26 protein-coding genes and 3 tRNA genes are annotated in these 24,060 nt (G+C 28.2%); 23 read left to right on the top strand and 6 right to left on the bottom strand.

Annotated elements, in window-relative coordinates:
* Positions 1 to 29 precede the first annotated feature (29 nt).
* The 7 genes from BCB68_RS05785 to BCB68_RS05815 all read left to right on the top strand — a co-directional run bounded on the left by BCB68_RS05785 (position 30) and on the right by BCB68_RS05815 (position 5,714).
* Positions 30 to 1,328, top strand: a complete 1,299-nt coding sequence (locus BCB68_RS05785; protein WP_094079914.1) for an adenylosuccinate synthase — start codon at positions 30 to 32, stop codon at positions 1,326 to 1,328.
* 85 nt (positions 1,329 to 1,413) lie between these two features.
* Positions 1,414 to 1,902 carry a hypothetical protein gene (locus BCB68_RS05790; protein ID WP_094079915.1) on the top strand — a complete coding sequence of 163 codons (489 nt, stop codon included), beginning with the start codon at positions 1,414 to 1,416 and terminating at the stop codon, positions 1,900 to 1,902.
* A gap of 33 nt (positions 1,903 to 1,935) precedes the next feature.
* Positions 1,936 to 2,619, top strand: a complete 684-nt coding sequence (locus BCB68_RS05795) for a tetratricopeptide repeat protein (protein ID WP_094079916.1) — start codon at positions 1,936 to 1,938, stop codon at positions 2,617 to 2,619.
* 32 nt (positions 2,620 to 2,651) lie between these two features.
* Entirely contained in the window at positions 2,652 to 2,852 is a 201-nt protein-coding gene (locus BCB68_RS05800) for a hypothetical protein (RefSeq protein WP_060917939.1), read from the top strand.
* Between the two features lie 22 nt (positions 2,853 to 2,874).
* The gene (purB, locus tag BCB68_RS05805; protein ID WP_094079917.1) at positions 2,875 to 4,317 is read left to right on the top strand and encodes an adenylosuccinate lyase; all 1,443 of its coding nucleotides are present in this window, start codon (positions 2,875 to 2,877) and stop codon (positions 4,315 to 4,317) included.
* Positions 4,317 to 5,177, top strand: a complete 861-nt coding sequence (locus BCB68_RS05810) for a GIY-YIG nuclease family protein (protein WP_094079918.1) — start codon at positions 4,317 to 4,319, stop codon at positions 5,175 to 5,177. The genes purB and BCB68_RS05810 overlap by 1 nt, the downstream gene beginning before the upstream one ends.
* 39 nt (positions 5,178 to 5,216) lie before the next feature.
* On the top strand, positions 5,217 to 5,714 hold the full coding sequence (locus BCB68_RS05815; protein WP_094079919.1) for a very short patch repair endonuclease: 498 nt from the start codon (positions 5,217 to 5,219) through the stop codon (positions 5,712 to 5,714).
* 280 nt (positions 5,715 to 5,994) lie between these two features.
* Here the strand turns inward: BCB68_RS05815 and BCB68_RS05820 are convergent.
* The 3 genes from BCB68_RS05820 to BCB68_RS05830 form a co-directional block, all read right to left on the bottom strand.
* Positions 5,995 to 6,070, bottom strand: a tRNA-Phe gene (locus tag BCB68_RS05820).
* 4 nt (positions 6,071 to 6,074) lie between these two features.
* Positions 6,075 to 6,151: transfer RNA gene (locus BCB68_RS05825), tRNA-Asp, on the bottom strand.
* Between the two features lie 8 nt (positions 6,152 to 6,159).
* Positions 6,160 to 6,235, bottom strand: a tRNA-Val gene (locus BCB68_RS05830).
* Positions 6,236 to 6,447: 212 nt separating this feature from the next.
* On the opposite strand from BCB68_RS05830, the gene BCB68_RS05835 reads away from it, so the two are divergent.
* The 3 genes from BCB68_RS05835 (at position 6,448) to BCB68_RS05845 (ending at position 9,875) form a co-directional block, all read left to right on the top strand.
* Positions 6,448 to 6,945 carry a hypothetical protein gene (locus BCB68_RS05835; protein ID WP_094079920.1) on the top strand — a complete coding sequence of 166 codons (498 nt, stop codon included), beginning with the start codon at positions 6,448 to 6,450 and terminating at the stop codon, positions 6,943 to 6,945.
* A 254-nt stretch (positions 6,946 to 7,199) separates the two neighbouring features.
* Entirely contained in the window at positions 7,200 to 8,540 is a 1,341-nt protein-coding gene (rsxC, locus tag BCB68_RS05840; RefSeq protein ID WP_094079921.1) for an electron transport complex subunit RsxC, read from the top strand.
* Positions 8,541 to 8,543: 3 nt separating this feature from the next.
* Positions 8,544 to 9,875, top strand: a complete 1,332-nt coding sequence (locus tag BCB68_RS05845) for an RnfABCDGE type electron transport complex subunit D (protein ID WP_094079922.1) — start codon at positions 8,544 to 8,546, stop codon at positions 9,873 to 9,875.
* Between the two features lie 158 nt (positions 9,876 to 10,033).
* Here BCB68_RS05845 and BCB68_RS05850 read toward each other — a convergent pair whose 3' ends face one another.
* Positions 10,034 to 10,270 carry a hypothetical protein gene (locus BCB68_RS05850; protein ID WP_094079923.1) on the bottom strand — a complete coding sequence of 79 codons (237 nt, stop codon included), beginning with the start codon at positions 10,268 to 10,270 and terminating at the stop codon, positions 10,034 to 10,036.
* A 160-nt stretch (positions 10,271 to 10,430) separates the two neighbouring features.
* Here BCB68_RS05850 and BCB68_RS05855 point away from each other — a divergent pair, with 160 nt between their 5' ends.
* From BCB68_RS05855 to BCB68_RS05865, 3 genes are all read left to right on the top strand, one after another.
* Positions 10,431 to 11,975, top strand: coding sequence for a flotillin family protein (locus tag BCB68_RS05855; RefSeq protein WP_094079924.1), 1,545 nt, complete (start codon positions 10,431 to 10,433; stop codon positions 11,973 to 11,975).
* Between the two features lie 212 nt (positions 11,976 to 12,187).
* Positions 12,188 to 12,613, top strand: coding sequence for a hypothetical protein (locus tag BCB68_RS05860; RefSeq protein WP_094079925.1), 426 nt, complete (start codon positions 12,188 to 12,190; stop codon positions 12,611 to 12,613).
* 116 nt (positions 12,614 to 12,729) lie between these two features.
* Complete coding sequence (locus BCB68_RS05865) at positions 12,730 to 13,635, top strand: CorA family divalent cation transporter (protein WP_094079926.1); 906 nt, start codon at positions 12,730 to 12,732, stop codon at positions 13,633 to 13,635.
* Positions 13,636 to 13,951: 316 nt separating this feature from the next.
* Here BCB68_RS05865 and BCB68_RS05870 read toward each other — a convergent pair whose 3' ends face one another.
* A complete protein-coding gene (locus BCB68_RS05870; protein ID WP_060918378.1) occupies positions 13,952 to 14,695 on the bottom strand; it encodes an SDR family oxidoreductase in 744 nt (247 codons plus the stop codon).
* Between the two features lie 175 nt (positions 14,696 to 14,870).
* On the opposite strand from BCB68_RS05870, the gene BCB68_RS05875 reads away from it, so the two are divergent.
* From BCB68_RS05875 to BCB68_RS10885, 10 genes are all read left to right on the top strand, one after another.
* Complete coding sequence (locus tag BCB68_RS05875; protein ID WP_094079927.1) at positions 14,871 to 15,578, top strand: GntR family transcriptional regulator; 708 nt, start codon at positions 14,871 to 14,873, stop codon at positions 15,576 to 15,578.
* 211 nt (positions 15,579 to 15,789) lie between these two features.
* Positions 15,790 to 17,028 carry a pectate lyase family protein gene (locus tag BCB68_RS05885; RefSeq protein ID WP_094079928.1) on the top strand — a complete coding sequence of 413 codons (1,239 nt, stop codon included), beginning with the start codon at positions 15,790 to 15,792 and terminating at the stop codon, positions 17,026 to 17,028.
* A 285-nt stretch (positions 17,029 to 17,313) separates the two neighbouring features.
* A complete protein-coding gene (locus tag BCB68_RS05890) occupies positions 17,314 to 17,562 on the top strand; it encodes a type II toxin-antitoxin system Phd/YefM family antitoxin (RefSeq protein WP_094079929.1) in 249 nt (82 codons plus the stop codon).
* Positions 17,546 to 17,821 (top strand): Txe/YoeB family addiction module toxin, encoded by a 276-nt coding sequence (locus BCB68_RS05895; RefSeq protein WP_094079930.1) that lies wholly within the window; start codon positions 17,546 to 17,548, stop codon positions 17,819 to 17,821. Before BCB68_RS05890 ends, BCB68_RS05895 begins: the two co-directional genes overlap by 17 nt.
* A 177-nt stretch (positions 17,822 to 17,998) precedes the next feature.
* Complete coding sequence (locus BCB68_RS05900; protein WP_094079931.1) at positions 17,999 to 19,207, top strand: ATP-binding protein; 1,209 nt, start codon at positions 17,999 to 18,001, stop codon at positions 19,205 to 19,207.
* Between the two features lie 162 nt (positions 19,208 to 19,369).
* The gene (gene deoC / locus BCB68_RS05905; protein ID WP_094080786.1) at positions 19,370 to 20,035 is read left to right on the top strand and encodes a deoxyribose-phosphate aldolase; all 666 of its coding nucleotides are present in this window, start codon (positions 19,370 to 19,372) and stop codon (positions 20,033 to 20,035) included.
* A gap of 38 nt (positions 20,036 to 20,073) precedes the next feature.
* Positions 20,074 to 20,895 (top strand): SH3 domain-containing protein, encoded by an 822-nt coding sequence (locus BCB68_RS05910; RefSeq protein ID WP_094079932.1) that lies wholly within the window; start codon positions 20,074 to 20,076, stop codon positions 20,893 to 20,895.
* Between the two features lie 153 nt (positions 20,896 to 21,048).
* Positions 21,049 to 21,762 carry a DNA-3-methyladenine glycosylase gene (locus tag BCB68_RS05915; protein ID WP_094079933.1) on the top strand — a complete coding sequence of 238 codons (714 nt, stop codon included), beginning with the start codon at positions 21,049 to 21,051 and terminating at the stop codon, positions 21,760 to 21,762.
* 69 nt (positions 21,763 to 21,831) lie between these two features.
* A complete protein-coding gene (locus tag BCB68_RS05920) occupies positions 21,832 to 22,566 on the top strand; it encodes a DKNYY domain-containing protein (RefSeq protein WP_094079934.1) in 735 nt (244 codons plus the stop codon).
* Positions 22,567 to 22,779: 213 nt separating this feature from the next.
* On the top strand, positions 22,780 to 22,944 hold the full coding sequence (locus tag BCB68_RS10885; protein ID WP_237048569.1) for a hypothetical protein: 165 nt from the start codon (positions 22,780 to 22,782) through the stop codon (positions 22,942 to 22,944).
* 245 nt (positions 22,945 to 23,189) lie between these two features.
* Here the strand turns inward: BCB68_RS10885 and nagB are convergent, their stop codons facing one another.
* Positions 23,190 to 24,026 (bottom strand): glucosamine-6-phosphate deaminase, encoded by an 837-nt coding sequence (gene nagB, locus BCB68_RS05930; protein ID WP_094079935.1) that lies wholly within the window; start codon positions 24,024 to 24,026, stop codon positions 23,190 to 23,192.
* Positions 24,027 to 24,060 lie beyond the last annotated feature (34 nt).

Raw genomic sequence — 24,060 nt, forward strand, 5'->3', positions numbered from 1 at the left:
AAAATTCTAAAGATTTGGGAGGAATGAATATGGGAAGTAATACTTTTGTAATAGTGGGAACGCAGTGGGGAGATGAAGGAAAAGGTAAAATAATAGATGTGCTGTCTCCAAAAGCGGACTATGTAGTGAGATTTCAAGGAGGAAATAACGCAGGACATACAGTTGTCGTAAATGATGAAAAATTCATTTTGCACTTATTGCCATCTGGAATAATAAATTCAGCTGGAAAGTGTATAATTGGAGCTGGAGTTGTGATTGACATTGAAGTTTTATTAAAAGAAATTGAAGAATTGGAAAAAAGAGGAAGAAAATTAGATAATTTATTTATTGATGAAAGAGCACATATAATAATGCCTTATCATATTGCAATTGACAAAGCGAAAGAAGAAGCTATGGGAGAAAATAAAATTGGGACAACTCAAAGAGGAATCGGGCCTTGCTATATTGACAAAATCGCAAGAAATGGAATTAGAATCGGAGATTTGCTGGAACCAGAAAGATTTAGAGATAAATTAGCTTGGAATGTGGCAGAAAAAAACGACATGCTCACTAGATATGGAAAAGAAACTTTTGATTTGAAAAAACTTTATAATAAATTTATGAAACTTGCTGAAAAGATTAAATTTAGAATCATTGATGCAGTTGTGGAAATTAACGAAGGGATTGAAGCTGGAAAAGTGGTGCTTTTTGAAGGAGCTCAAGCGTTAATGCTGGACATTGACTACGGAACTTATCCTTATGTAACTTCATCATCGCCAACATCTGGTGGAGTAACAGTTGGAACCGGGGTTGCACCGACAAAAATTTCAAGAGTTCTTGGAGTTATGAAAGCATACACAACAAGAGTTGGAGAAGGACCTTTTCCAACAGAATTGGAAAATGAAGATGGAGAAACTTTGAGAAAAGTTGGACATGAATTTGGTGCGACAACTGGGCGTCCTAGAAGATGTGGATGGCTTGATTTAGTAATCGGAAAATATGCGGTTCTAATTGATGGATTGACAGATATTGTGTTGACAAAATTAGATGTATTGACAGGATTTGAAAAAATTAAAGTTGCAGTTGGTTATGAAATTGATGGAAAAGTTTGTTATTCATATCCTGGAAACTTGAGAAAATCTAAAGACTTGAAAGTAATTTACAAAGAATTGGATGGATGGAACGAAGATATTACTCAAATAAAAAATTACGAAGATTTGCCTGAAAATTGTAAAAAATATATTGAATATATTGAAAATAAATTGAAATGCCGTGTTTCAATGATTTCAGTTGGACCTGAAAGAACTCAGAATATTTATAGATATGATTTGGGAGAGTTTGTAAAATAGAAATTTTTGAATTAATTGAAATCTATAAAAATATAAGAGAATAAAAGATATCTTTTGAAATTAACTTTAAAGAAAGGAATGATTAATGAAAAAATTATTATTAGTATTGATGTTAGTTATAGGAGCAATTTCATTTTCAGCTAAAGCGCAAAATAGTAAAAAATCAAAAATTGATAAAACTGTGAGTGAAAGTGTTGCACAAAATTTATCTTTTGATACAATTACTTTAAAATTAGTTGGACAAGGATTATCGAAAGATGATGAAAATAAAATAGAATTAGAATATGAAAATTTTAAGGCAATTGGAAAAAATAAAAAAGTTTATACAGAAAAAGATTTTCAAGTAAATGGTAAAAAGCCAAGAATTATAATAAGTAAAATAGTTTCTACCAAAATGATAAGAAATTTTATTGAAAGTGATGAAGAAATACAAATAATTGGATTTTTAGACGAAACTAATGAAAGAGATAAAGGAATTAGATATAAACCATTTGATGTTAAATTTACTGAAAATCAAGATTGGGTAAAGAAAATTTATTTTAAAGATGGAGTAATTTATATTTGGGATAATTAATTTTATAATCTTTTGTCAAGAAAGGAATGAGAAATGAAAAAAGTTTTAATTTCAATTGTATTTTTAATTTCAATAGATATATTTGCAGATATTAATAGTGAAATAAAAAATTTGAAGCAACTTAAAGTAGATAATGAATTTATTGAAGGATATAAAAAGGCAGTAAATGAATTTTCTTCTACGAAAAAATTATCTGACAAATATATGGCAGAATATCTTAATATCGGTATGATTTATTTAAAAAATTCAAAATATGATGAAGCAATAGAGCTGTATAATAGAATTTTAAAAAGTAATTTAAAAAATGTAAGTACTAATTATTGGGCTTATTATGGAATTTCATCAGCGTATTTTTACAAAAAGAATTTTAAAAATTCATTTGAGTATGGGAAAAAAGCGATAGAAATGGATATTAAGCAGAAAAAAGAATTACCGTTCATTCCAAAAGATAAAATGGAAGATTATAGAAGAAGAAATTTAGCAGAAAGAACTTTTTTATCAGGGTACTCACAAGAAAAATATGAAGAAATATTAAATATATTTTTAGAAACAATCAAAGACGAAAATTATAAAAATGTCATTTCAAAAGATGAGATAATAATAAAAGCGTTAGTGAGTGCAACGATGCAAATCAGGAAAAAAGATGAAAAACTTTCTGATAAGTATTTGAAAGAATTAGAAAAGTTAAAAATTTTTAAAGTTGTCAAAGTTGATTAAAAAAGTAAAATTTGTGTACATGAAGGAGAATTATGAATAAAATGTTAATTATATCATTTTTAGTTTTAGGAATTTTATCATATTCTTCTGAATTTCAAATAATAACATGTTGTGAAAATTGTTATCGTAAAAACTCAAAAATAAAAAATAAAAATTATGATTGGGACAAATTAGGGACTGAATTTAACTGGAATTTAGGTTCAGAGTATAAATTTACAGAGAAAGGTAAATAAAAATAACTAGGAGGAATTAGAAATGTCAGATATGAGCATATATTCAAATCCGTTGGCGGAGAGATATTCGAGTAAGGAGATGTTGCATATTTTTTCACCTGAGTTTAAGTTTAGAACTTGGAGAAAATTGTGGATAAATTTGGCTGAGGCTGAAAAAGAGCTTGGGCTTGATTTTATTACTGATGAACAAATTGAGGAACTTAAAAAATATAAAGATGATGTGGATTTTGAAGTTGCAGCAAAATTTGAGAAAAAGTTAAGACACGATGTGATGGCTCATGTGCATACTTATGGAGAACAGGCGAAAAATGCAAGAAAAATTATTCATTTGGGAGCGACAAGTGCATATGTTGGGGATAATACTGATTTGATTCAAATTAAGGAAGGGCTTTTGGTTGTTAAAAGAAGAATGCTTACTTTGATTGAAAAAATGAGAGATTTTGCATTGGAATATAAAGACTTGCCGACTTTAGGATTTACTCATTTTCAAGCGGCACAACTTACAACGGTTGGAAAAAGAGCGACATTGTGGCTTCATTCTTTGCTTCTTGATTTTGAAGAATTGGAATTTAGATTAGAGCACTTGAGATTTAGAGGAGTTAAAGGGACTACTGGGACTCAGGCTAGTTTTAAAGAATTATTTGAAGGAGATTTTGAAAAAGTAAAACAGTTGGATGAATTGGTTACTGAAAAAGCTGGGTTTAGCAAAAAACAAGGTGTTTCAGGACAAACTTATGATAGAAAAGTGGACGCACAAATCTTGAATTTATTGTCAAATATTGCTCAGTCTTCACATAAATTTACAAATGATTTTAGATTGTTGCAACATTTGAAAGAATTGGAAGAACCGTTTGAAAAAAATCAAATTGGGTCAAGTGCGATGGCATACAAGAGAAATCCAATGAGAAGTGAAAGAATTTCATCACTTGCAAAATATGTAATTTCAAGCTCACAAACAGGTGCATTAGTTTTTGCAACACAATGGTTTGAAAGAACGCTGGATGATTCTGCAAGCAAGAGACTTTCGATTCCACAAGCATTCTTGGCAGTGGACGCAATTTTGATTATTTGGCTTAACATTATGGATGGAGTTGTTGTTTATCCGAAAGTAATTGAAGCGAATATTCAAAAGGAATTGCCGTTTATGGCGACTGAAAACATTATTATGGAATCAGTGAAAAAAGGGATGGATAGACAAGAAGTTCATGAAATCATAAGAGAACTTTCAATGGAAGAAACAAAGGAAATTAAGTTGAATGGAAATCCCAATAGATTAATTGACAGAATTATAAAAGATGGTAGATTAGGACTTAAAGCAGAAGATATGGAAGGAATCTTGGTTTCTGCTAATTATACTGGATTTGCTGGTCAGCAGACTGAGGATTTTGTGAAAAATGAGATTAATCCGATTTTGGATAGATATAAGGATGAGATTGTTGAGGATAGGGAGGAATTGAGAGTTTAATGAAAAAAAGAGGAAAAAATATAAATGTATTTCTTATGGATGGTGATTCTAACGGAAGAATAAAATGCACCTTATCGAATTGGACAGGAGTAGCATATAAAATTCCAAGAATTGAATTGGAGAAATGCAAGGATAGAAAAGAATTAAAACAAAGTAGTGTATATTTTTTATTTGGTACATCTGATGACAATGAAGATTTTGTTTATATAGGAAAAGCAGGTTCAAGAAATAATGGGGAAGGTATTTTAGATAGACTTCAGGAACACAATAGAAATATAAAAAATGAAGAATGGAAAGAATATTGGAGAGAAGCAGTTGTTTTTACTACTTCAAATCATTCTTTTGGGCAAACAGAAATAGGATATTTGGAACATCATTTTTATGAGTTGGCTAAAAAATCTAAAAGGTATGCTACTAAAAATTCAAATTCAACTAATCCTGGAAACATTACCGAAGAAAAAGAAAGTGAATTAGAGGAATACATAAATTATGCAAAAATAATAATAGGTGTATTAGGGTATAAAGTATTTAAACCATTAAATGAGATTGGAATTAATAATCATAATTATGAAAAAGAAATTCTTTATTTGAAAAATTCAAAAGTAGAAGCAAAATGTAGACAAAGTTCAGAAGGTTTTGTTCTTTTAAAAGGAAGTAAGATAAGTAAGGAAGCTAAAAATTCTTTAGGTCCAAATTTAATTAAACGTAGAGAAAAAGTAAAAAATAATATTTTAGAAGAAGATATGTTATTTTCTAGTATTAGTTCTGCAGCAAAATTTGTTTTGGGTTATAGTGTAAATGGTTGGGATGTATGGAAAAATAAAGAAGGAAAAACGTTTAAAGAAATAAATAATTCATAAAAAACTTGAAAATAATAAAAGATCATTAGGAATAAAAAAATGAAAAAGAAAAAAACTCTCACAAGAAACCAGAACATGGCAAGAATAAAATCTAAAAATACTAAACCTGAAATTTATATTCGGAAATTGCTTTATAAGATGGGATATAGATACAGAGTAAACTATTCACAGCTTCCAGGAACACCTAATATTTTTATTTTGAAATATAATACTGCGATATTTGTAAATGGATGCTTCTGGCATAGGCATGAAAATTGTAAAATTGCAACTTTTCCTAAGACACATGCTGAATATTGGGAAAAGAAGTTTAGGAGAAATGTAGAGAGGGATATTGAGGTTCGTGAGAATCTTTTTGAGATGGATATTAGTGTTATTACGATTTGGGAATGTGAAATTAATAAAATGCAGCGAAATGAAGAATACAAGGAAAAATATTTGAAAATTTTGAAGGACAGGATTGAAAGAGTCTTTAATTATGAAGAAGAGGATATTTCGATGCAGATGGAAGTTGCAGAGGAAAGTGGGAAATATACTTAAATTTTCTATAATTATCAGGCTATGGAAAATATTGCCTCGAATATTTTTTTAATTGAAGTAGTCATAATTTTTGGATTCGGTTTTATTGTAAGCTAAGTTCAAAATTGTGGCTATTTTTTAGAATATATCCAATTTATTGGAATTGATTTAGAATAAATAAAATATAAAATTAGGAAGAATTTTTGTAAATAAAAATTTAAGTAAGTTTGAAAAATTAAGTATAAAAAAAATACCCCCTAAAAGGTATCATATCTACTTGTATGTTCTTACTAATTAAACATGGTGCCCAGACGCGGAATCGAACCACGGACACAGGGATTTTCAGTCCCTTGCTCTACCGACTGAGCTATCTGGGCTAAATGGCGGAAGTGACGAGACTCGAACTCGCGACATCTTGCGTGACAGGCAAGCACTCTAACCAGCTGAGCTACACCTCCAAAAAAAATGGTGGTCACAATTGGGCTCGAACCAATGACCCCCTGCTTGTAAGGCAGGTGCTCTCCCAACTGAGCTATGCGACCATCACATTATTTATTACTTGCTTATTATATCAAATAAAAACTAAAATGTCAACACTTTTTTTGAAATTTTTATGTAATTAAAAAAAACTTTATTGTATAATTAAGTGCAACAAAAAAGTAAAAATTATTATAAAGAAAATTTAAAGATTATTTAATATAAAAACTGAGAGTTATAGTTTAAAATTATAAAAAGGAAAAAAGGAGAAATAATAATGAAAAGAAATAAAAAATTGATTATGACAATTTTATTAGTAATGGGCGTAAGTTATATTGGAAATGCAAGAATAAAAAATAGAAAATTTAAAAATATAGAAAAAACTTCAGTTGAATTGAAAAATATAAAGAGTAATTCAAAAGAACTAAATAGCCAAGAATATGCAAAAATTTTGGAAAATTTTAGAAAAAAAGCTGATAAATATCTTGAAACTGGAGATAAAATTCAGCTTGTGGACGATTATATAAATGACATTGAAGATGCTAAAGTTTCTAAAAAGGCATTGAAAGATAATTATGATGCTGATAAAGAGACTTTTGGGATTGTTGAAGTGGCAATATTTATGAAAAGCTCGTATTCAGATGGAGAAAACGCTAAAAAATTGACAGATGAAGATTATAAAAAAATGCAAGAAAAGTTTGTAAAAACAAATAAATTTAAACAGTTGGAGGGATATGTAGAAATACAGCCAGTACAACCACTACAAAATAAATAATAAAAAAGCTCAGATTAAAGTAAATTATCTGAGTTTTATTTTTTTATAGAAACAATTATATAAAAGATTTTCATTTTTAATAACTTTTCATAATAAAATATTAAAAAAATATATAATATAATAAATAGTTATGATATAATAAACAAAAGCAAAGTGTAATTCTAAAAATTTATGTAAATTTAATAAAAAAATAGAAAAATTAATAAGATAAAAAAATTAAGAGAATAAAAAGATAAAAGGATAAAATAGAAAAAATGGAGTTTAAAGAAAAAAATTTTTTTAAAAAAGGTAAAATTAAAGATAATCAAATTGAAGATATGAAAATTGTCACTAAAAATATGAGTTTGAAAAAAATTTCAGAAAGTGAGATATTTTTTGTTCCGCTTTTGCAACATAAGGGAGAGAGAGCTTTTGAGATTGTGAGAGTTGGTCAAGAAGTTAGAAAATATGAGAAAATAGCACAAGGTTATGGAAGTATTTCGGCAAATGTTCATTCGCCTGTTTCAGGGAAAGTTATTAGAATTATGAAAAATTTTTTGCCTGATGGAAGCAAAGTTAGAACGATAATTATTGAAAATAATTTTAAGGAAGAGCGAGTAAAACTTGTAAAAAGAAATATGAGAGAGCTTCAGATGGCAGGAAGTGAAGAAATTTTAAAAATTATTGAAGAGGCTGGAATTGTAGGGCTTGGTGGGGCAGGATTTCCTACGGCATCTAAATATGATATAAAACTTGAAAAAATTGATACATTTATTATTAATGGAATGGAAAGTGAGCCATATTTGACAGCGGACTATTTGCTTATGAAAAATTATGCAAAAGAGATTTGCCGTGGAATTAAAGTGGCTGAGAAAGTTTTAAGACCAAGACATATGGTTATCGCAATCTCAGAAAAAAATAAGGAGTTAGTCAGTGTTTTTGAGAGAATGGCAAGAGAAGTGAACATAGATTTGCAAATTAAAATTTTGTCAGCTGATTATCCACAAGGAAGTGAAATTTTATTAATTGATAAAATTACTGGGAAAAAAATTCAAAAAGGGAAATTGACTATTGAAAGAGGAGTCATTGTGAGTAATGTTGGAACAATTAAGGCAATTTATGACGCTTTTTTTAATGGAAAACCTTTAATTGAGAGAATTGTCACAATTTCAGGAGAAGAAGTTCCAAATGCTGGAAATTATAAAATTAGAATTGGAACGCCACTGGTTCACATAGTTGATTCTTTGAATATCACAAAAACAGATAAAATTATTTTTGGCGGACCGATGATGGGAAATAAAGTGAAAGAACCCAGTACGCCAATTATTAAAGGAACCTCTGGAGTTATATTTTTAAATGAAGAAAAAATTGAGTCAAAAAATTGTATTTCGTGTGGAAAATGTGTTGAAGTTTGTCCGATGAACTTAATTCCTTTTGACTTTTCAAAATATTATGAAAAGGTAAGGTATGTTAAAATGTTAAATGCAAATATTTTTAATTGTATTGAGTGCAGTGCTTGTGAATATGTTTGTCCATCTAGAGTGCCTTTGATTGAGAGTATTAAAAATGGAAAAGAAATTTTGGTGGAACTTATCAATTTGGAGGTGGAAAGTTAATTTATGGATGAAAAATCTCTGATGGAAGAAATTTTAGGAATACGCTCTAAAAAAGATAGGGGAGAAACTCTCTTATTTGAAGATGAAACTGAGAAAAATCCTAAGTCTAACGAAGATAAAAAAAAAGAAGAAAAAGATAATTTAAGAAAAAAAAATAAGAAAAAAGGCAAAGAAAAAGAAATTTTGAAAAAGGAAAAAGAAGAAAAAGAACTGTTGGAAAAAGCAAAAAAAATGTTAAAAATCGCATCAGACATAAAATCTAAAAAAAGATTTTTTTCTCCGTTTATTTACGCTAGTGATACTGTGGAAAAAATAATGATAGATGTTATTTTGGCATTACTTCCAGCTATTTTAGTTTCAATTTTTTTATGCGGAATAAAATCGCTTTTATTAATCTTGATTTCAGTTGTTTCAACAGTTTTGACAGAAAAAATCATCACAGCAGTTTTTTTAAAAAAAGAAAAAAATTCGATAAAAGATTTTTCGGCGGTAGTCACAGGAATAATATTTTCTTTGACACTTCCAGTTTTTGTGCCATATTATTTTGCAATTTTTGGCGGAGCGTGTGCTGTCATTTTTGGAAAAATGTTATACGGCGGACTTGGAAAAAACTTGTACAATCCTGCAGTTGTTGGAAAATTTTTTGTATTAATATTTTTTGAGAAAGTATTTTTAAAATTTAAATTTTCAAATGCAAATTTCCAAATTTTAAATTTAAAATTATTCGGAAATTTTTTGGATTCATCATTCACAAGATTTTTGGACGGTTTGATTTTAAGTCGGTCAAACTCAATCGGAACTTTTTCTGGAATGACATTAATTTTCGGGGGAATTTATTTAGTTATAAAAAAAAGAATATCCCCGTCCACTCCTTTGAGCTTTTTTTTGTCGTCAATAATTTTATCATTTTTTGTCCCTGAAATATCTAAAATTCCAATAGGAGAGATATTGCTAGTTGGAATTTTTATGGTGGCGGATATGCCTACAACTCCTGTTTTTTTGATTGGAAAAATATATTTTGGAATGATGTTGGCACTTGTATCATCAATACTTTTATCACAAAAAGTTCAAAACGAAGTGCTGTTTTATGCAATAATAATTTTAAATAGTTTCACTCTGCTTATAAATAAGGTACTAAGACCAGTCACTTTTGGAAAAAATTTAGAAATTGAAGCCATAAAACAGTTTTTACAGTTAATTGTGTTGACATTTTTGATTGTAGCTGCAACTATTATTTTGATAAACTTATATAATTTTGGATTATTTAAATATTTGATTTATGGTTATAGCATAATTATGATTATTACTGCATTTATTTTCTTGAAAAACGATTAATATTATAGTCATAGGAAATTAAAAAAATATATTGATTTAAGAAAATTTATTAAATAGTGGAAATAGGGATATTTTTAGGATTTGTAAATTAATTTGAGAAACTGTAAAATAAAAAAGCTATTCAGAAATAGAAACTATATTCTGAATAACTTTCCTTTTTAGTCGGCTAAATACACATCGGTTAATTCTAAGTTATGGTAACCTGACCCAGTAAATTCAACTGTCCAATATCCATCATAAAATAATGTTCCAAAGGGATCACCTTTAAAATGAAATGTTTTTCCAGTATCAGCACTTACACAAGTGTTTCTTGATGTAACAGAACATCTTTCAACATATCTAGAAAATCCTAAAACTCCAAATAAAAGAAATGCCGATAAGATAATTTTTTTCATAAAAATCAACTCCATTTATTAAAATATATTTTTCACATAATTTGCTATATTATATCCTAAAAAATAAAAAAAAACAATAGGAAATTTATATTTAATCTTGCTTAAATAAAATTATGTGGTAAACTAATAGTGAAAAAAATTTTGAAAGGGAGTAAAAAAGATGAGAGTGATTATATTTTATGGACTTATTATTCTAATTGTTCTTGGACTTGTTTTATCATTGTTTGCTTATGTGAGAGTGCCGAATGATAAAATGGCGTTTATTTCAGGATTTAGAAAAAGAATGGTTAGCGGAAGACTTGCATTTTATGTGAGAGCTTTTGAGAGAGTCGATTATCTTGATTTGGCAGTATTTTCTGTCGATGTGGATACAAAGCAGTTTGTGCCTACCAATGATTTTATTAATATAAAAGCTGATGCAATTGTAAAATTGCAGGTGGGAACGGCACAGGAGATAATGCTTATTGCAAGTAAAAATTTTTTGAATAAAAATCATGAGTATATGAGTAATGCGATAAAAGATGTTCTGGAAGGTAATTTAAGAGAAATTATCGGACAGATGAATTTAAAGGATATGGTTCAAAATCGAAAAGTTTTTAATCAGAAAGTTGAAGAAAATGTAATTGACGATTTGAGAAAGATGGGACTTGAGCTAAAATCGTTTAATGTACAGTCGTTTACTGATGAAAAGGGAGTTATTGATAACTTAGGAATTGAAAATACAACTAAAATTTCAAAAGATGCAAGTATTGCAAAAGCCAATTCAGAAAAGGAAGTTGCGATTGCGAAAGCACAGGCTTATAAAGAAGCGCAGGATATTGAAATAAAAACTCGGGAAGAAATTGCGGAAAAGCAAAATGCACTGAAAATTAAACAAGCGGATTTGAAAATAGAAAGTGATACAAAACAAGCTCTTGCAGATATAACTTACGATATTCAAAAAGAAAAAAACCGTAAAGAGTATGAAGAAGTTATAGGAGATGCAAATTTCACTCAGCAAGATCAAGCAATTCGTGCAAATAAAGCAAAACTTGAAAGTGAAATTAAAATTGATCAGCAAATAAAAGCCGATGCAAAATTGTACAATATGACAAAAGACGCTGAAGCAAGATTAGTTGAAGAACAAAGACAAGCAGATGCTGAACTTTATAAACGGCAAAGACAAGCTGAAGGAATAAAATTACAGGCTTTGGCAGAGGCAGAGGCAAAGAAAATTCAGGCGGAAGCAGAAGCAAATGCAGTAAAAATTAAAATGTTAGCAGAGGCTGAAGGAATAGAAGCTAGAGGTAACGCTGAAGCTGGTGCAAAAGAAAAAATGTTGCTTGCAGAAGCTAGAGGTAAAAAAGAAACATTATTAGCAGAAGCAGAAGGACTTGATAAAAAAGCGGAAGCAATGAAAAAATACGGAGAAGCAGCAGTTGCAGAAATGTACTTTAAAGCACTTCCTGAAGTTGCAAAAAATGTGGCAGCGCCATTAAACAATATTGATAAAATAACAATGTACGGAGACGGAAATACAAGCAAATTGATTTCTGACATCACTCAAAGTATCGGAAAAATCAATGATGGAATTTCTGATGGAGCAGGCATTGATATAAAATCGCTGCTTGCAGGATTTTTGGGCGGAAAAGTGCTGGATAGTATTAAAAAAGATGATGTCGTTAGAAAAGGAAAAGAAGGTGAAGAAGAGAACAATAAGGGATAATCTTTTTATTAAAAATATTTAAAGATAAAAAAAATCACGATTATTGATTTGATTGTGATTTTTTTAGTATAATTTAAAATTTTGTATGAAATTTAGTTTAAAAAAATATTTTGAAAATTGAAATAGCCTCTGTTTTTTGATATAATTTATTCATAAAGTAAAAATTTTAGGAATAATCGAGGTTAGAAAAATATAAAAAGGAGAAGTAAAAATTGGATGATAAAAAATTAATGATTTTGGAAGAAAAATTAAAAAATGAGTTGTCAGAAGATAAAATAAATTATATAAACAAATATAAATTAAAATTAAATGATAAAAGGCAATGGATGACGACTAAAAATAATGTTCCAGAAAGAGTCTATTTTTCGCATAATTTTATCTTGAAGAATACGATATTAGAAGTTATTTTTAGAAAATATCAGCTATGTTATGCAAAATTAAAATACTTCAGAGAAAACCTTGATAAATTTTCATATTTTAAATATGATCCAAAATTAGGATTTATTGAAACAGAATTTTGGGATATTGAATTCTTTTGTCATAAAAAATCTGGGAAATATATTGACTTGAGATATTTGCAACAAATAACAGAAATAGAGGTATTTTTAGAATTTGTGAACTGGCTTGAAAGTTTATAGGATAAAAAAGTCATTTGGATATTAAAAAATATTTTGAAAATTGAAATAGCCTCTGTTTTTTGATATAATTTATTGATTAAAGTAAAAAATTTTAGGAATAATCAAGGAAGGTTGCTATGATAAAAAGAATAGATACAAAAAGTGGGAAAACAATTTCTTACGTATATAATTTGAAAGATGAAGATTATAGAATTGTGTCTGAAAGATTGGAGATGGATGAGGAAAAGATAAAAAATGTAATTGATGAAGAAATTTTTACTCCGAGGATCTCAAAATCAGACTGGGAAATTTATAAATTGTATTATCCGACTGTGAAGAAACCTGTGATAGATAAAGAGGTTACATCTTACGAAATTAATCCAATTGTAATTTGTATGAGGGAGAATAAGGTTGTTATTTTAGATGATGACTATTTTGAAGATTTTTATAATTTTGTTGAAGAGTATGCTGAATTGAGAGATGATATTCTTGAGGAAAATCGTTTTTTTCTAAATATGCTTCATAAAATTTCTCAAAGTCTTTATAAATATGTGCGAATTTTGATTGGAGAACATGACAAGATTGAAACAGTTTTGAGGGAGCAGCAAAGCAATGAAAAATTGATTTCATTATCAGAAGTGGAGCAAGGTTTTTATGTTTACAATATTGCTATGAGAAACTTGAATTATGTTGTTGAAAATTTGAAAGAGGATGAGCAATTTTCTCAATATGAAGAATATATGACAAGAATTTTGCAGGAGATAAACTTTACACTTGATTTATCGTCTTCATACTGTGAAATCTGTAAAACAACACGAGAAACATATTCATCATATATTGGCAATAATATGAATATCACAATGAAAGTTTTGGCAGCGGCGACAATACTAATTACAGTTCCAAATATGATTTTTGGATTTTACGGAATGAATGTGAAGTTGCCGCTTCAAGATACAGGATTTTTTGCACTTGGAATAATTTTTGTGATAATGGTGGCTTTGATGGTTGTATTGTGGAAGTATTTGAAAAAGAAAGTTTTGTAAAATATAAATGTAGTATAAAACAAAAAAAAATTCCCACAATATTAAGATTTGTATTTACTTATTGAAAAAATCTATAATGAAAATCTTATTGTAAGATTAAATAAAGGTTGAAAAAATAAGCTGCACCTAAAATTTTGGACATAAACAAGATTAGAGGTGCAGTCCAAAGAATAATATTTAGTTTAAATCAAGAATAGTCTATTTAAAAAAATGTACATTTAAACTAATAACATATTTTCAAGAAATATTTTAAATTAAATCAAAACAAATAACTTTATCAATCAAAGTATTCTTTTAAGAAAAAGTTTAAATAAGTTTATAATTGTGCTGTTGGGTAAAGCGTGATTTCGTTCATGCTAACTTCTTCTGGCAAATCAATCGCAAATTTTACAGCTTCGGCAACTATTATAGGATCTGCTCCAATTGTGTCGTAAAGAAATTCAATTCTTTCCTTAATTGCTTTATTTGTGATACGTGTTGCAAGTTCAGTTCTGAATGCTCCTAAATATAAAGTTGTTGTACGGACATTCATTTTTTCATTGGCACTTTCTTTTCTTAGTACTTCCATTAGTGCTTTTACACCGTGTTTTGTGGCACAGTATACTCCTGCTCCAAGATATGTGTTTAGTCCAGCAACAGAAGATGTGCTAATAACATGTCCAGATTTTTGCTTGATAAAATGTGGAAGTACAGCTTCAATACCATTTAAGACACCTTTTAAGTTCACATCTATCATTTCATCCCATTCACTATTTTTTAGTTCTGACAATGGTGCGTTTGGCATTAATCCCGCATTATTGAAAATAACATCTATTTTTCCGTATTCAGAAATTGCAAAATCAACCAATGCTTTTACTTCCTCTCTTTTTGACACATCTGTCACTTTGTAAGCTGCTTCTCCTCCTTTTTCCTTTATTTCAGCAACAGCTTGCTGTAATTTGTCTTCATTTTTTGCAGCAAGTACGACTTTTGCGCCACTTTCTCCTAGTAATTTTGCAGTAGCTTTTCCAATTCCTGAAGAAGCTCCTGTAACAATAACGACTTTGTTTTTAACAGCCATTTTAAATCATCTCCTTTGAGTAGTTAATTTTTCTTGCAAACTTATTATAACATATCTTTTTAAAAAGTCAATACATATATATAGATGTTTTGGAAAATAAAAAAGATATATTCTGGTTGTTATTTTAAATAAATTAAAGTATAATATATTAATTACTATGGAAAGGTATTGCGAAATGAGTAAATATAAGGAAGTTTATGAAAATATAAAAAAACAAATAAAAGATGGAAAATTAAAGTCAAAAGACTACTTAAAAAGTGAGGCTGATTTGGCGATAGATTATTCCTGTTCGGTACTTACTGTTAGAAAGGCACTTGCATTATTGGAGTCTGAGGGATATATTCAAAAAATAAAGGGAAAAAAGTCGATTGTGCTGGAAAAAGGAGATTTGAAAAATATTTCGCTTACTTCGATACAGACGTTTCAAGAATTGAATAAGATAAAAAATATAGATGTCAAGGCAAATTTAGTTAGTCTATACATAGTACAAGGTGCCGAGGAACTAATGGAAAAATTTAATGTCTCTAAAACGGCTGATTTTTATAAGGTTGTTCGTACTTATTCTTTGGATGGTGAAGTTGTGCAGTATGCCATTTCTTATTTTGATAGAAAAATCGTCACTTATTTAAATGATGAAATAGCCAGTAAATCTATCTATGAATATCTGGAAAATGAACTAAATTTAAAAATATCCTATTCAAGGCGGGAAATAAAGTTCAGAAGTGCAACAGATGAAGAAAGACGGTATATAAATCTGGAAAATATTGACAGAGTTGTAGTTATTGAAACTTATGCTTATTTATCTAACGGAAATCTTTTCCAATATGAAACAATAACTTATCATCCTGATAAATTTACTTTTACGGCAATTGCTAAAAGATAGTTGCTAAAAATTGAAATATGAAAAAATATTGACCTTTTTATTTATGTATTATATTATGTACATATATGGAAAGAGTAATTTTTATGACAAATACAAATGTAACTAATTTAAGAAAAACTTTATTTTCTTGTTTAGAATAAGCAATTGATTATAATGATTTAATGTAAATGCAAAGAGAGGATACTTTAGTAAAATGTAAAGGAGACAAAAAATGAAAAAAATAGTTTTAGTAATTAGTTTAATGATTTCTTTAATCTTGTGTTCGGCTGAAAAAACTGATTTTATACGAGAAGTATTAGCTAAAAATGATGGATTTGCTTCAGAAGGTAAAGGAACTACGGGTGGAACTCAAGCTGTTCAGAAAAATATATTCAAAGTTACAAATAAGAAAGAATTTGTTGCAGCACTTGGAAACAGAAAAAATACGGAACCTAAGATTTTGATGATATATGGGACAATAGATTTTGATACAGATGATAATGGTAAGAGTTTAAAGATGGAAGATTATATGGCTAAAGGGTATGATTTTCAAAAATATTTGGAAACTCATGCTTCTAAAAGTTCAGCATCTAAAAGTTTGAAAGAAGATCAGGAAGCAAAAAGAGAACAATCTCAAAAAAATCAAAGTAAAAGTATTACAGTCCATGTTCCTGCCAATACAAGTATAATTGGGATTGAAAATGCAAAATTAAAAGGTGTAGATTTAGTCCTAGATTCTAATAATATAATTATAAGAAATATAATGTTCGAGTCCCCTTATGATTATTTTCCATCATGGGATCCAAAAGATGGAAAAGAAGGTAACTGGAATTCCGAATATGACAGTATTTCAATAAAGGGCGGTACTCATATTTGGATAGATCATTGCCATTTTCAAGATGGACCTGAAACTATTGAAAAATATTTTAATCGTAAATATGAGCATAGGGATGGTTTAATTGACATATCAAATCAATCAGATTATATAATTTTGTCATATAATATTTTTGAAAATCATAATAAAGCGATTTTGATAGGAAATAGTGATTCAAAAATGACAGATGAAGGGAAATTAAATGTAACTTTGCATCATAATTATTTTCATAATTTAGTTCAAAGAGCACCAAGAGTGAGATTTGGAAAAGTTCATGTATATAATAATTATTATCAATCAGACAATAAAAATAGTGAATACAGTTATTCTTATTCTTTAGGAGTTGGAAAAAATTCAAAAATATATGCTGAAAACAATGTTGCAGAAGTAAAAGGCAAAGATTATAAAGATTTTGTAAAAGTCTTTGGTGGAAAAGAACTTACAACTATTAACAATATTTTCAATGGACAAAAAATTGATAAATTTAATGAAAGTTTATCAAAAGTGAATTGGGTTCCTACATTATATCAAAAAATAGATGCTACAAATGAAGTAAAAGATAAAGTTTTAAATAATGCGGGAATATTTAAAAAATAAAATGTAGTTTGTTTTAATTGAAATAAAAAATATATAATAAATAATTGATAAAATAATAAAATAATAAAAATTGTTAAGGATTAGTTTTTGCATAATGTGAAAGCTAATCTTTTTTAATTTTCATATTTATTTATTAAGTTATAACTGATAAAAAATTTTTTAAAAATTGAGAGTACAAGCATTTCTGTATAAACAAACTAAAAAATAAAAATAAAGATATGAAAAAAATCTTGACTTTTTTATTTATGTACTGTATTATGTACATAGGTGAAAGGAGTGATTTTTGTGACAAATACAAATGCAACTAATTTGAGAAAAAATTTATTTTCTTATTTAGAATCAGCGATTGACTATAATGATGTTATTAATGTGAATACAAAAAAAGGAAATGCAATTATTATTAGTGAAGCTGAATATAACGGTTTACTAGAAACTTTATACTTGCTGTCAGATCCAAATATGAAAGAAAAGATTGAAACTGCAAAGAATGCTACTAGTGATGATTATGAGGTTTTGAATGGTAGAAGAATATAAGATTTATATTTTAAAGAAAGCTAATAAAGACAAGGAGAAAATAAAACAATTTCCAGCATTAAAAAATAATGTAGATAAATTGATAAATCTTATAAAGAAAAATCCTTTTCAAACGCCACCATCTTACGAGATCTTAACGAAAGATTTGAGGGGATATTATTCAAGAAGGATTAATAAGCAACATCGACTTGTATATGAAGTTATTGAAGAAGAAAAAAGAATAAATATTATCAGTATGTGGACACATTATGAATTTTAATGAGTTAAATAAGGATTAGTTTTTGCATAAAGTGAAAGCTAATCTTTTTAAATTTTTATATTTATTTACTAAGTTATAACTGATAAAATTATAAAAAAAGATATTTTTGTTAAATATAGCTGATGAAAATATTGATTTTTAATTTTTTATAAGTTATAATTGAAAAGAGGTGATAAGATGTTAAAAAGAGATGAGTATATAAAACAAATAGTACCTTTTATTGATAAAGATGTGATAAAGGTTTTGACAGGAATAAGGAGAAGTGGAAAATCGGTTATGTTGAAACTTTTAATGGAAGAATTGAAAAATAGAGGAATAAATGAAAATCAGTTTATTTATATTAATTTTGAAAATTTGAAATATAGAAATCTAAAAAATTATGAGAGATTGTATGATTTTATTTTAAATAAAGTTGATGATAAATATAAGAGCTACTATATTTTTTTAGATGAGATTCAAGAAGTGGAAGAATGGGAAAGATGTGTGAACTCTTTGAGGGTGGATGAAGACTTTAATTTTGATATTTATATCACAGGTTCAAATGCTAAGCTGCTTTCAGGGGAACTTTCGACATATCTGGCTGGGAGGTATATTGAGTTTGTTGTGTATCCGTTTTCATTTAAAGAGTTTTTTGAAATTATACAGGAGAAAAATCAAGAAATAAAAGTCAAAGAAGCATTTCAAAAATATGTAAAATTTGGAGGAATGCCGTTTCTTCATAATTTGGATTATAATTTTGAAGCAAGTATGCAATATTTACAGGATTTGTATGCTTCCATTATATTAAAGGATATTACCCAGAGAAATAATATTAGAGATACAGATTTGCTAGAAAGAATAATAAATTATATTGTTATGAATATTGGAAATACATTTTCAGCGACATCAATTTCTAAATTTTTTAAAAGTGAGAATAGAAAAGTGGCAACAGAAACAATACTGAACTATATAAAGGCATGTGAAGAGGCATTTTTAATTTATAGAGTTGCTAGAAATGATTTATTAGGAAAAAAGATACTGAATGTGAATGAAAAATATTATATAGCTGATCATGGAATAAGAGAAGCTATAATGGAAAATAATCAGAAAAATATAAATCAAGTGTTGGAAAATATTGTGTATTTTGAAATGCTAAGAAGAGGATATAATATAAAAATTGGAAAGGTAGATAATTTTGAAGTAGATTTTGTCTGTAAAAAAAATGATGAAACGATATATATTCAAGTAAGTTATTTATTAGCTTCAGAAGATACAAAAGAAAGAGAATTTTCAGTTTTAGAAAATATTAAAGACAATTATCCAAAATATGTGCTGTCGATGGATGAATTTGATATGTCAAGAAATGGGATAAAGCATGTAAATTTGATAGAATTTTTAGTAAAATAAGCTAACCGTAAAAATTGAATAATTGTAAAGAACAATATTGATTAAAAATAATATTTTTCAGTATTTTTTGTTATATAAAATAGTGTTGCTAAAAGAAAAAAAGTAGGTATACTTATAGTAGAATAAAAACAATAAATAATAAAAGAGAAAGGAATGGTAATGATGGAAATAAACAAATTTATCGATCATACAATTTTGAAGGCGAGTACTACGAGAGAAGATGTAAAAAAATTATGTGAAGAGGCTAAAAAGTATGGATTTTATTCAGTTTGTGTAAATGGGGCGAATGTTGAATATGCTTTTAGTCAAGTTAAAGACAGCGATGTGAAAGTCGCAGCGGTAGTTGGGTTTCCTTTGGGAGCGATGGCAACAGATGTGAAGGTGTTTGAAGCGAAAAAGGCGATTGAAGATGGTGCTTCAGAAATTGACATGGTTATTAATATTGGAGCATTAAAAGATAAGGACTATGAATTGGTGGAAAACGAAATTAGAAGAATTAAAGAAGCAATTGGAAAAAATGTTTTGAAAGTGATTATTGAAACTTGCTATTTGACTGATAAGGAAAAAGTGAAGGCTTGTGAATTGGCTGTTAATGCGAATTCTGATTTTGTGAAAACTTCGACAGGTTTTGGAACTGGAGGGGCTACATTTGATGATGTGGAACTTATGAAAAAAGCAGTTGGAAATAAGGCAAAAGTTAAGGCAAGTGGTGGAGTGAGAGACTTTGAAACTGCGAAAAAATATATTGAACTGGGTGCTGAAAGATTAGGAACAAGTTCTGGAATTGCGATTGTGACTGGGGCTGAGAACGAAGGTTCTGGATACTAAATTTTTAGATTTTCTTAAATAAAAAAGAGGTGGGAAAGATGAAATTTAAAAATTATTTATTTTTTGTGTTTTTACTATTAATTTCTGTAATTAGTTTTGGAAAAAATACGAATGCTCAAGAAATTTTATTGACTGATAACGGTGTAATTTTAAATTTAAGAGGGATTTTTAAGATGGATTGGGACAAAAGTGATCCAGATGTTCCTTGTTTTGCAACAGGATATGGTGAAATGCTATTTTATCCTGAAAATAAGGATATTGTGAATGGGAAACCCTTAGTTTTGAGGCTTAGAGATTTTGACTATAATAATCCAGATGTGAATGTGGATTATGAAAAGGAAGCAGCTAAGGAAGAAAAAATTATTACTGAAACATTGAAGAAAAATTTTCCAGAAGAATACAAAAAAATGCAAAAAATTAGTAAAGGGAAATTTGAAGTTCCAGCGACAGTTAAGATAAAAAAGGTTTTGCCTTATACAGAATGTGATTTTACGACTGTTTACGCTTATGCTACAGAATTAAAGAGAGTTGATGGTGCGAAATCGAAAATTACTGAAGTTAAAACAAAAAAATCAAAGGATTTTGAAGAAGAGTTTGCAGATCCTAATGAACCTTTTGATTTGAAAAAATATAAAGTGAGTTCAAAGGATGGATATGCGAATTTGCGTGAAAAACCGACAACAAGCTCAAAAATTATTTCAAAAATGGATAATGGAGCTATTGTAAAATATATTACAAAATCTGGCGACTGGTATTATATTTTTGATGTTGAATATCCTGATGAGAGTAATAAACTCTCAAAAATAAAGGAATATCGAGGTTTTATTCATAAAAGCCAGTTGAAAAAATATGTTGATTAAAAATTTGAAAATACAAAAATTTTATACTAAATACCATTTGAAAAATAGGAAAATATTTTATTTATTTTCTTGAAAAGAGTCTTGCTCTCTTGTTAAATAGAATTCATATCTAATGGGAAATAGTATGGAAATATAGAAAAAGGAAGAGAAAAAATGACTTTTGAAGAAATAGAAAAATTTTATAAGAAAGACACTATTACGGTAGCAAAGGAATTACTCGGAAAAATTTTGATTTCAAAAAATGAAAATGAGATATTTGCTGGATATATTGTTGAAACGGAGGCGTATTTGGGGGAATTTGACAGAGCGGCTCACGGTTACGGGAAAAAGCGGACTCCAAAAGTAGAAGCGTTATTTGAAAAGGCTGGAACTGTCTATATTCACTCGATACACTCTCATAAAATGTTAAATATTGTGACTTGTGAGAAAGGGAATCCACAAAGTGTGTTAATCCGAGCGATAGAGCCAATTTTGAATATTGAAAGAATGGAAGAAAATCGTGGGAAAAGTGGAATTTTAGTGAGTAATGGTCCGGGAAAATTTACAAAGGCATTTGGGATTGATGATAGATTTTATAAGATGGAAATTCAGATTATTGAGAAAAATATGTTTGAAATTGAAAATTTTTTTGAAAAATTAGAGAATAAAAATTTTGGAATTAAATATGACATTTCTAAAATAAATGAGAAATATTTGTATCTTGATTTTGAAAATGCTAAAATTCCTAAGAAAATAGGTACTTCTGCGAGAATCGGAGTTCCGAATAAAGGTGTTTGGACTGAGAAAAAGTTGCGATTTTTTGTGGAAGGAAATAGGTTTGTTTCTGGGACGAGGAAAGCGGATATGAAAGATGATGTTTGGGAGTGAAATATTTTTATTGTAATTTTTGTTTGAAAAGAAATTTATAAAATTGAGTTTGAATCGAAAGGAGAATATGTGAAGAAAAATATCTTAAAAGTATTGTTATTTCTAGTTTTGGCAAATGTGGGATTTGGAGATGCTGCTCAAATTTTAGGAGATTATTATTCGATAGACAACGGAAAAGTTTATTATAGAAATGAAATTTTGGAAGGAGCAAATCCGAAAACTGCTGAGTTGATAGGATTTTCTCTTTTAAAAGATGATAAGAATGTTTATTATATGGGTGAAAAAATCAAAGATGTAAAAATTAAAAATTTTGAGAAAATAGGTAAAAATTATTGGAAAAATGATAATAAAATTTATTATTTGAATAAAAAAATAGAAAATGCTGATATTATGAGTTTTAAAGTTTTAAATGAAGATTTTGCGAAAGATAAAAATAATGTTTATAGCGGGAATGAATCAATAGGTAGAGGAATTAAAGATCCTAAAACATTTGAATTTTTGCCAAATGGAATAATAAATGCTACATTGTATGGAAAAGATAAAAATAATGTGTATTATATTGAAAATAAAATGATAAATTGTTTTGATACATACTATTCTATTTATGAAGTAAAAGGAATTAATAAAGATAAAGTAGAAGTTATGAATAAATGGTTTATAAAAGATGATAAAAACATTTATTTTAAAGGTGAAATTCTAGAAGATGCAGATTATAATACATTTGAAGTACTTCCAAATGGAGATGGAAAAGATAAAAATAGAAGTTATGAATATTTGACTAAAGATGAATTGAAATGGTTTTAATCAAGGAAAAATTAATTTTTTATACAGATAAAATAAAAAAGATAGGAAACAAAAATAGAATTTAGAATTATAACATACAGTATTTTTGGGGCAAGACTTACCAATGGAAGGGAACTTGCTCGGAGCTTAAAAAAGTATAATCCAGATTTTATCGGACTTCAGGAAGTCGATAGAAATACAAAAAGAAGTAAATTTCGGGATGTTGTACAGGAAATGGCACAGGAAGGTGATGTAAAGTTTTTGTGCGGAGATTTTAATCTTTTGTCAACGACGGAATATTATGCGAAAATTAGGAAAGATTGGAATGACAGCTATTTTCAAGGTAGAGATTTGGAAAATAAGAAAAATTCTGAAAATAGGAAGCTTGAAAACATCTAGAATTGATTATATGATGGCAAAAAAAGAGGATGATTGCAGCGTTAAGAAGAGTTTTTATATTAATGATGATTCGAGGATTGGACGTATATGGCGATTCTTGAGGTGGAGTAAATTTGTTGGGAGAGTGTCCGAAAGTGTAAACTTTTTTGTGTAAATAAACTAGAGAATCCTTATATTACTGAATTTGTATATATTTACACAAAATTCTGGATACTCTCTCTGGGAGAAATATTTTTTATTTTTAACTATTTTTTTGACAATTTTATTATTTCATCTTCACATCTTTTCAAATTGGAACTTTCTTTTCCGATTTCTTTAAAATATCTATAAGTTTTTACTTTTATATCAGAAGCCGCTTCCTCATCAATAACTAATACAGAATTTTTATGTAGCTGCAATGCCGAGATTGTCCAAAGATGATTTACTCCACCTTCTATTCCGTGATAAACTGCTCTCGATTTTTTATAGCCATCTGCAAGTATTATAATTTCATCAGAATCAGTTAATGTGCCAACTCCAATTGTAAGTGCAGCGGTCGGAACTTTTTTCATATCATTTTCAAAAAATCTAGAATTTGCTAAAATCGTATCATATGTTAAATCCTTTTTTCTAGTTCTGGAAGAAAGTGAAGAACCTGGCTCATTAAAGGCTATATGACCATCTTCGCCAACTCCACCCAAAAATAAATTAATTCCTCCGACTTTTTTTATTTTTTCTTCGTATTCATAACATTCTTTTTCCACATCTTGCGTCATTCCATCCAAAATATTAATATTTTCTTTTTTTATATCAATATATTTGAAAAAATTTTCATTCATAAAATAATGATAGCTATTTTTATGATTTGCATTTAATCCAACATATTCATCCATATTAAAAGTTACCACATTTTGAAATGAAATTATTTTTTTCTCATTTAATTCTATTAACTTCCTATAGGTTTTAAGGGGAGTTGCTCCAGTTGGAAGTCCTAGCACAAAAGGTTTTTCTTTTGTAGGACTAAATTTTAAAATTCTTTTTGCTATTTTATAAGCAGTCCAATTCCCTATTTCTTCACTATTTTTTAAAATCATTACTTTCATTTTTTTCACCTTAACTTTATTTTATTGCATTACA

It is taken from the genome of Leptotrichia sp. oral taxon 498, assembly GCF_002240055.1.
GTDB lineage: Bacteria > Fusobacteriota > Fusobacteriia > Fusobacteriales > Leptotrichiaceae > Leptotrichia > Leptotrichia rugosa.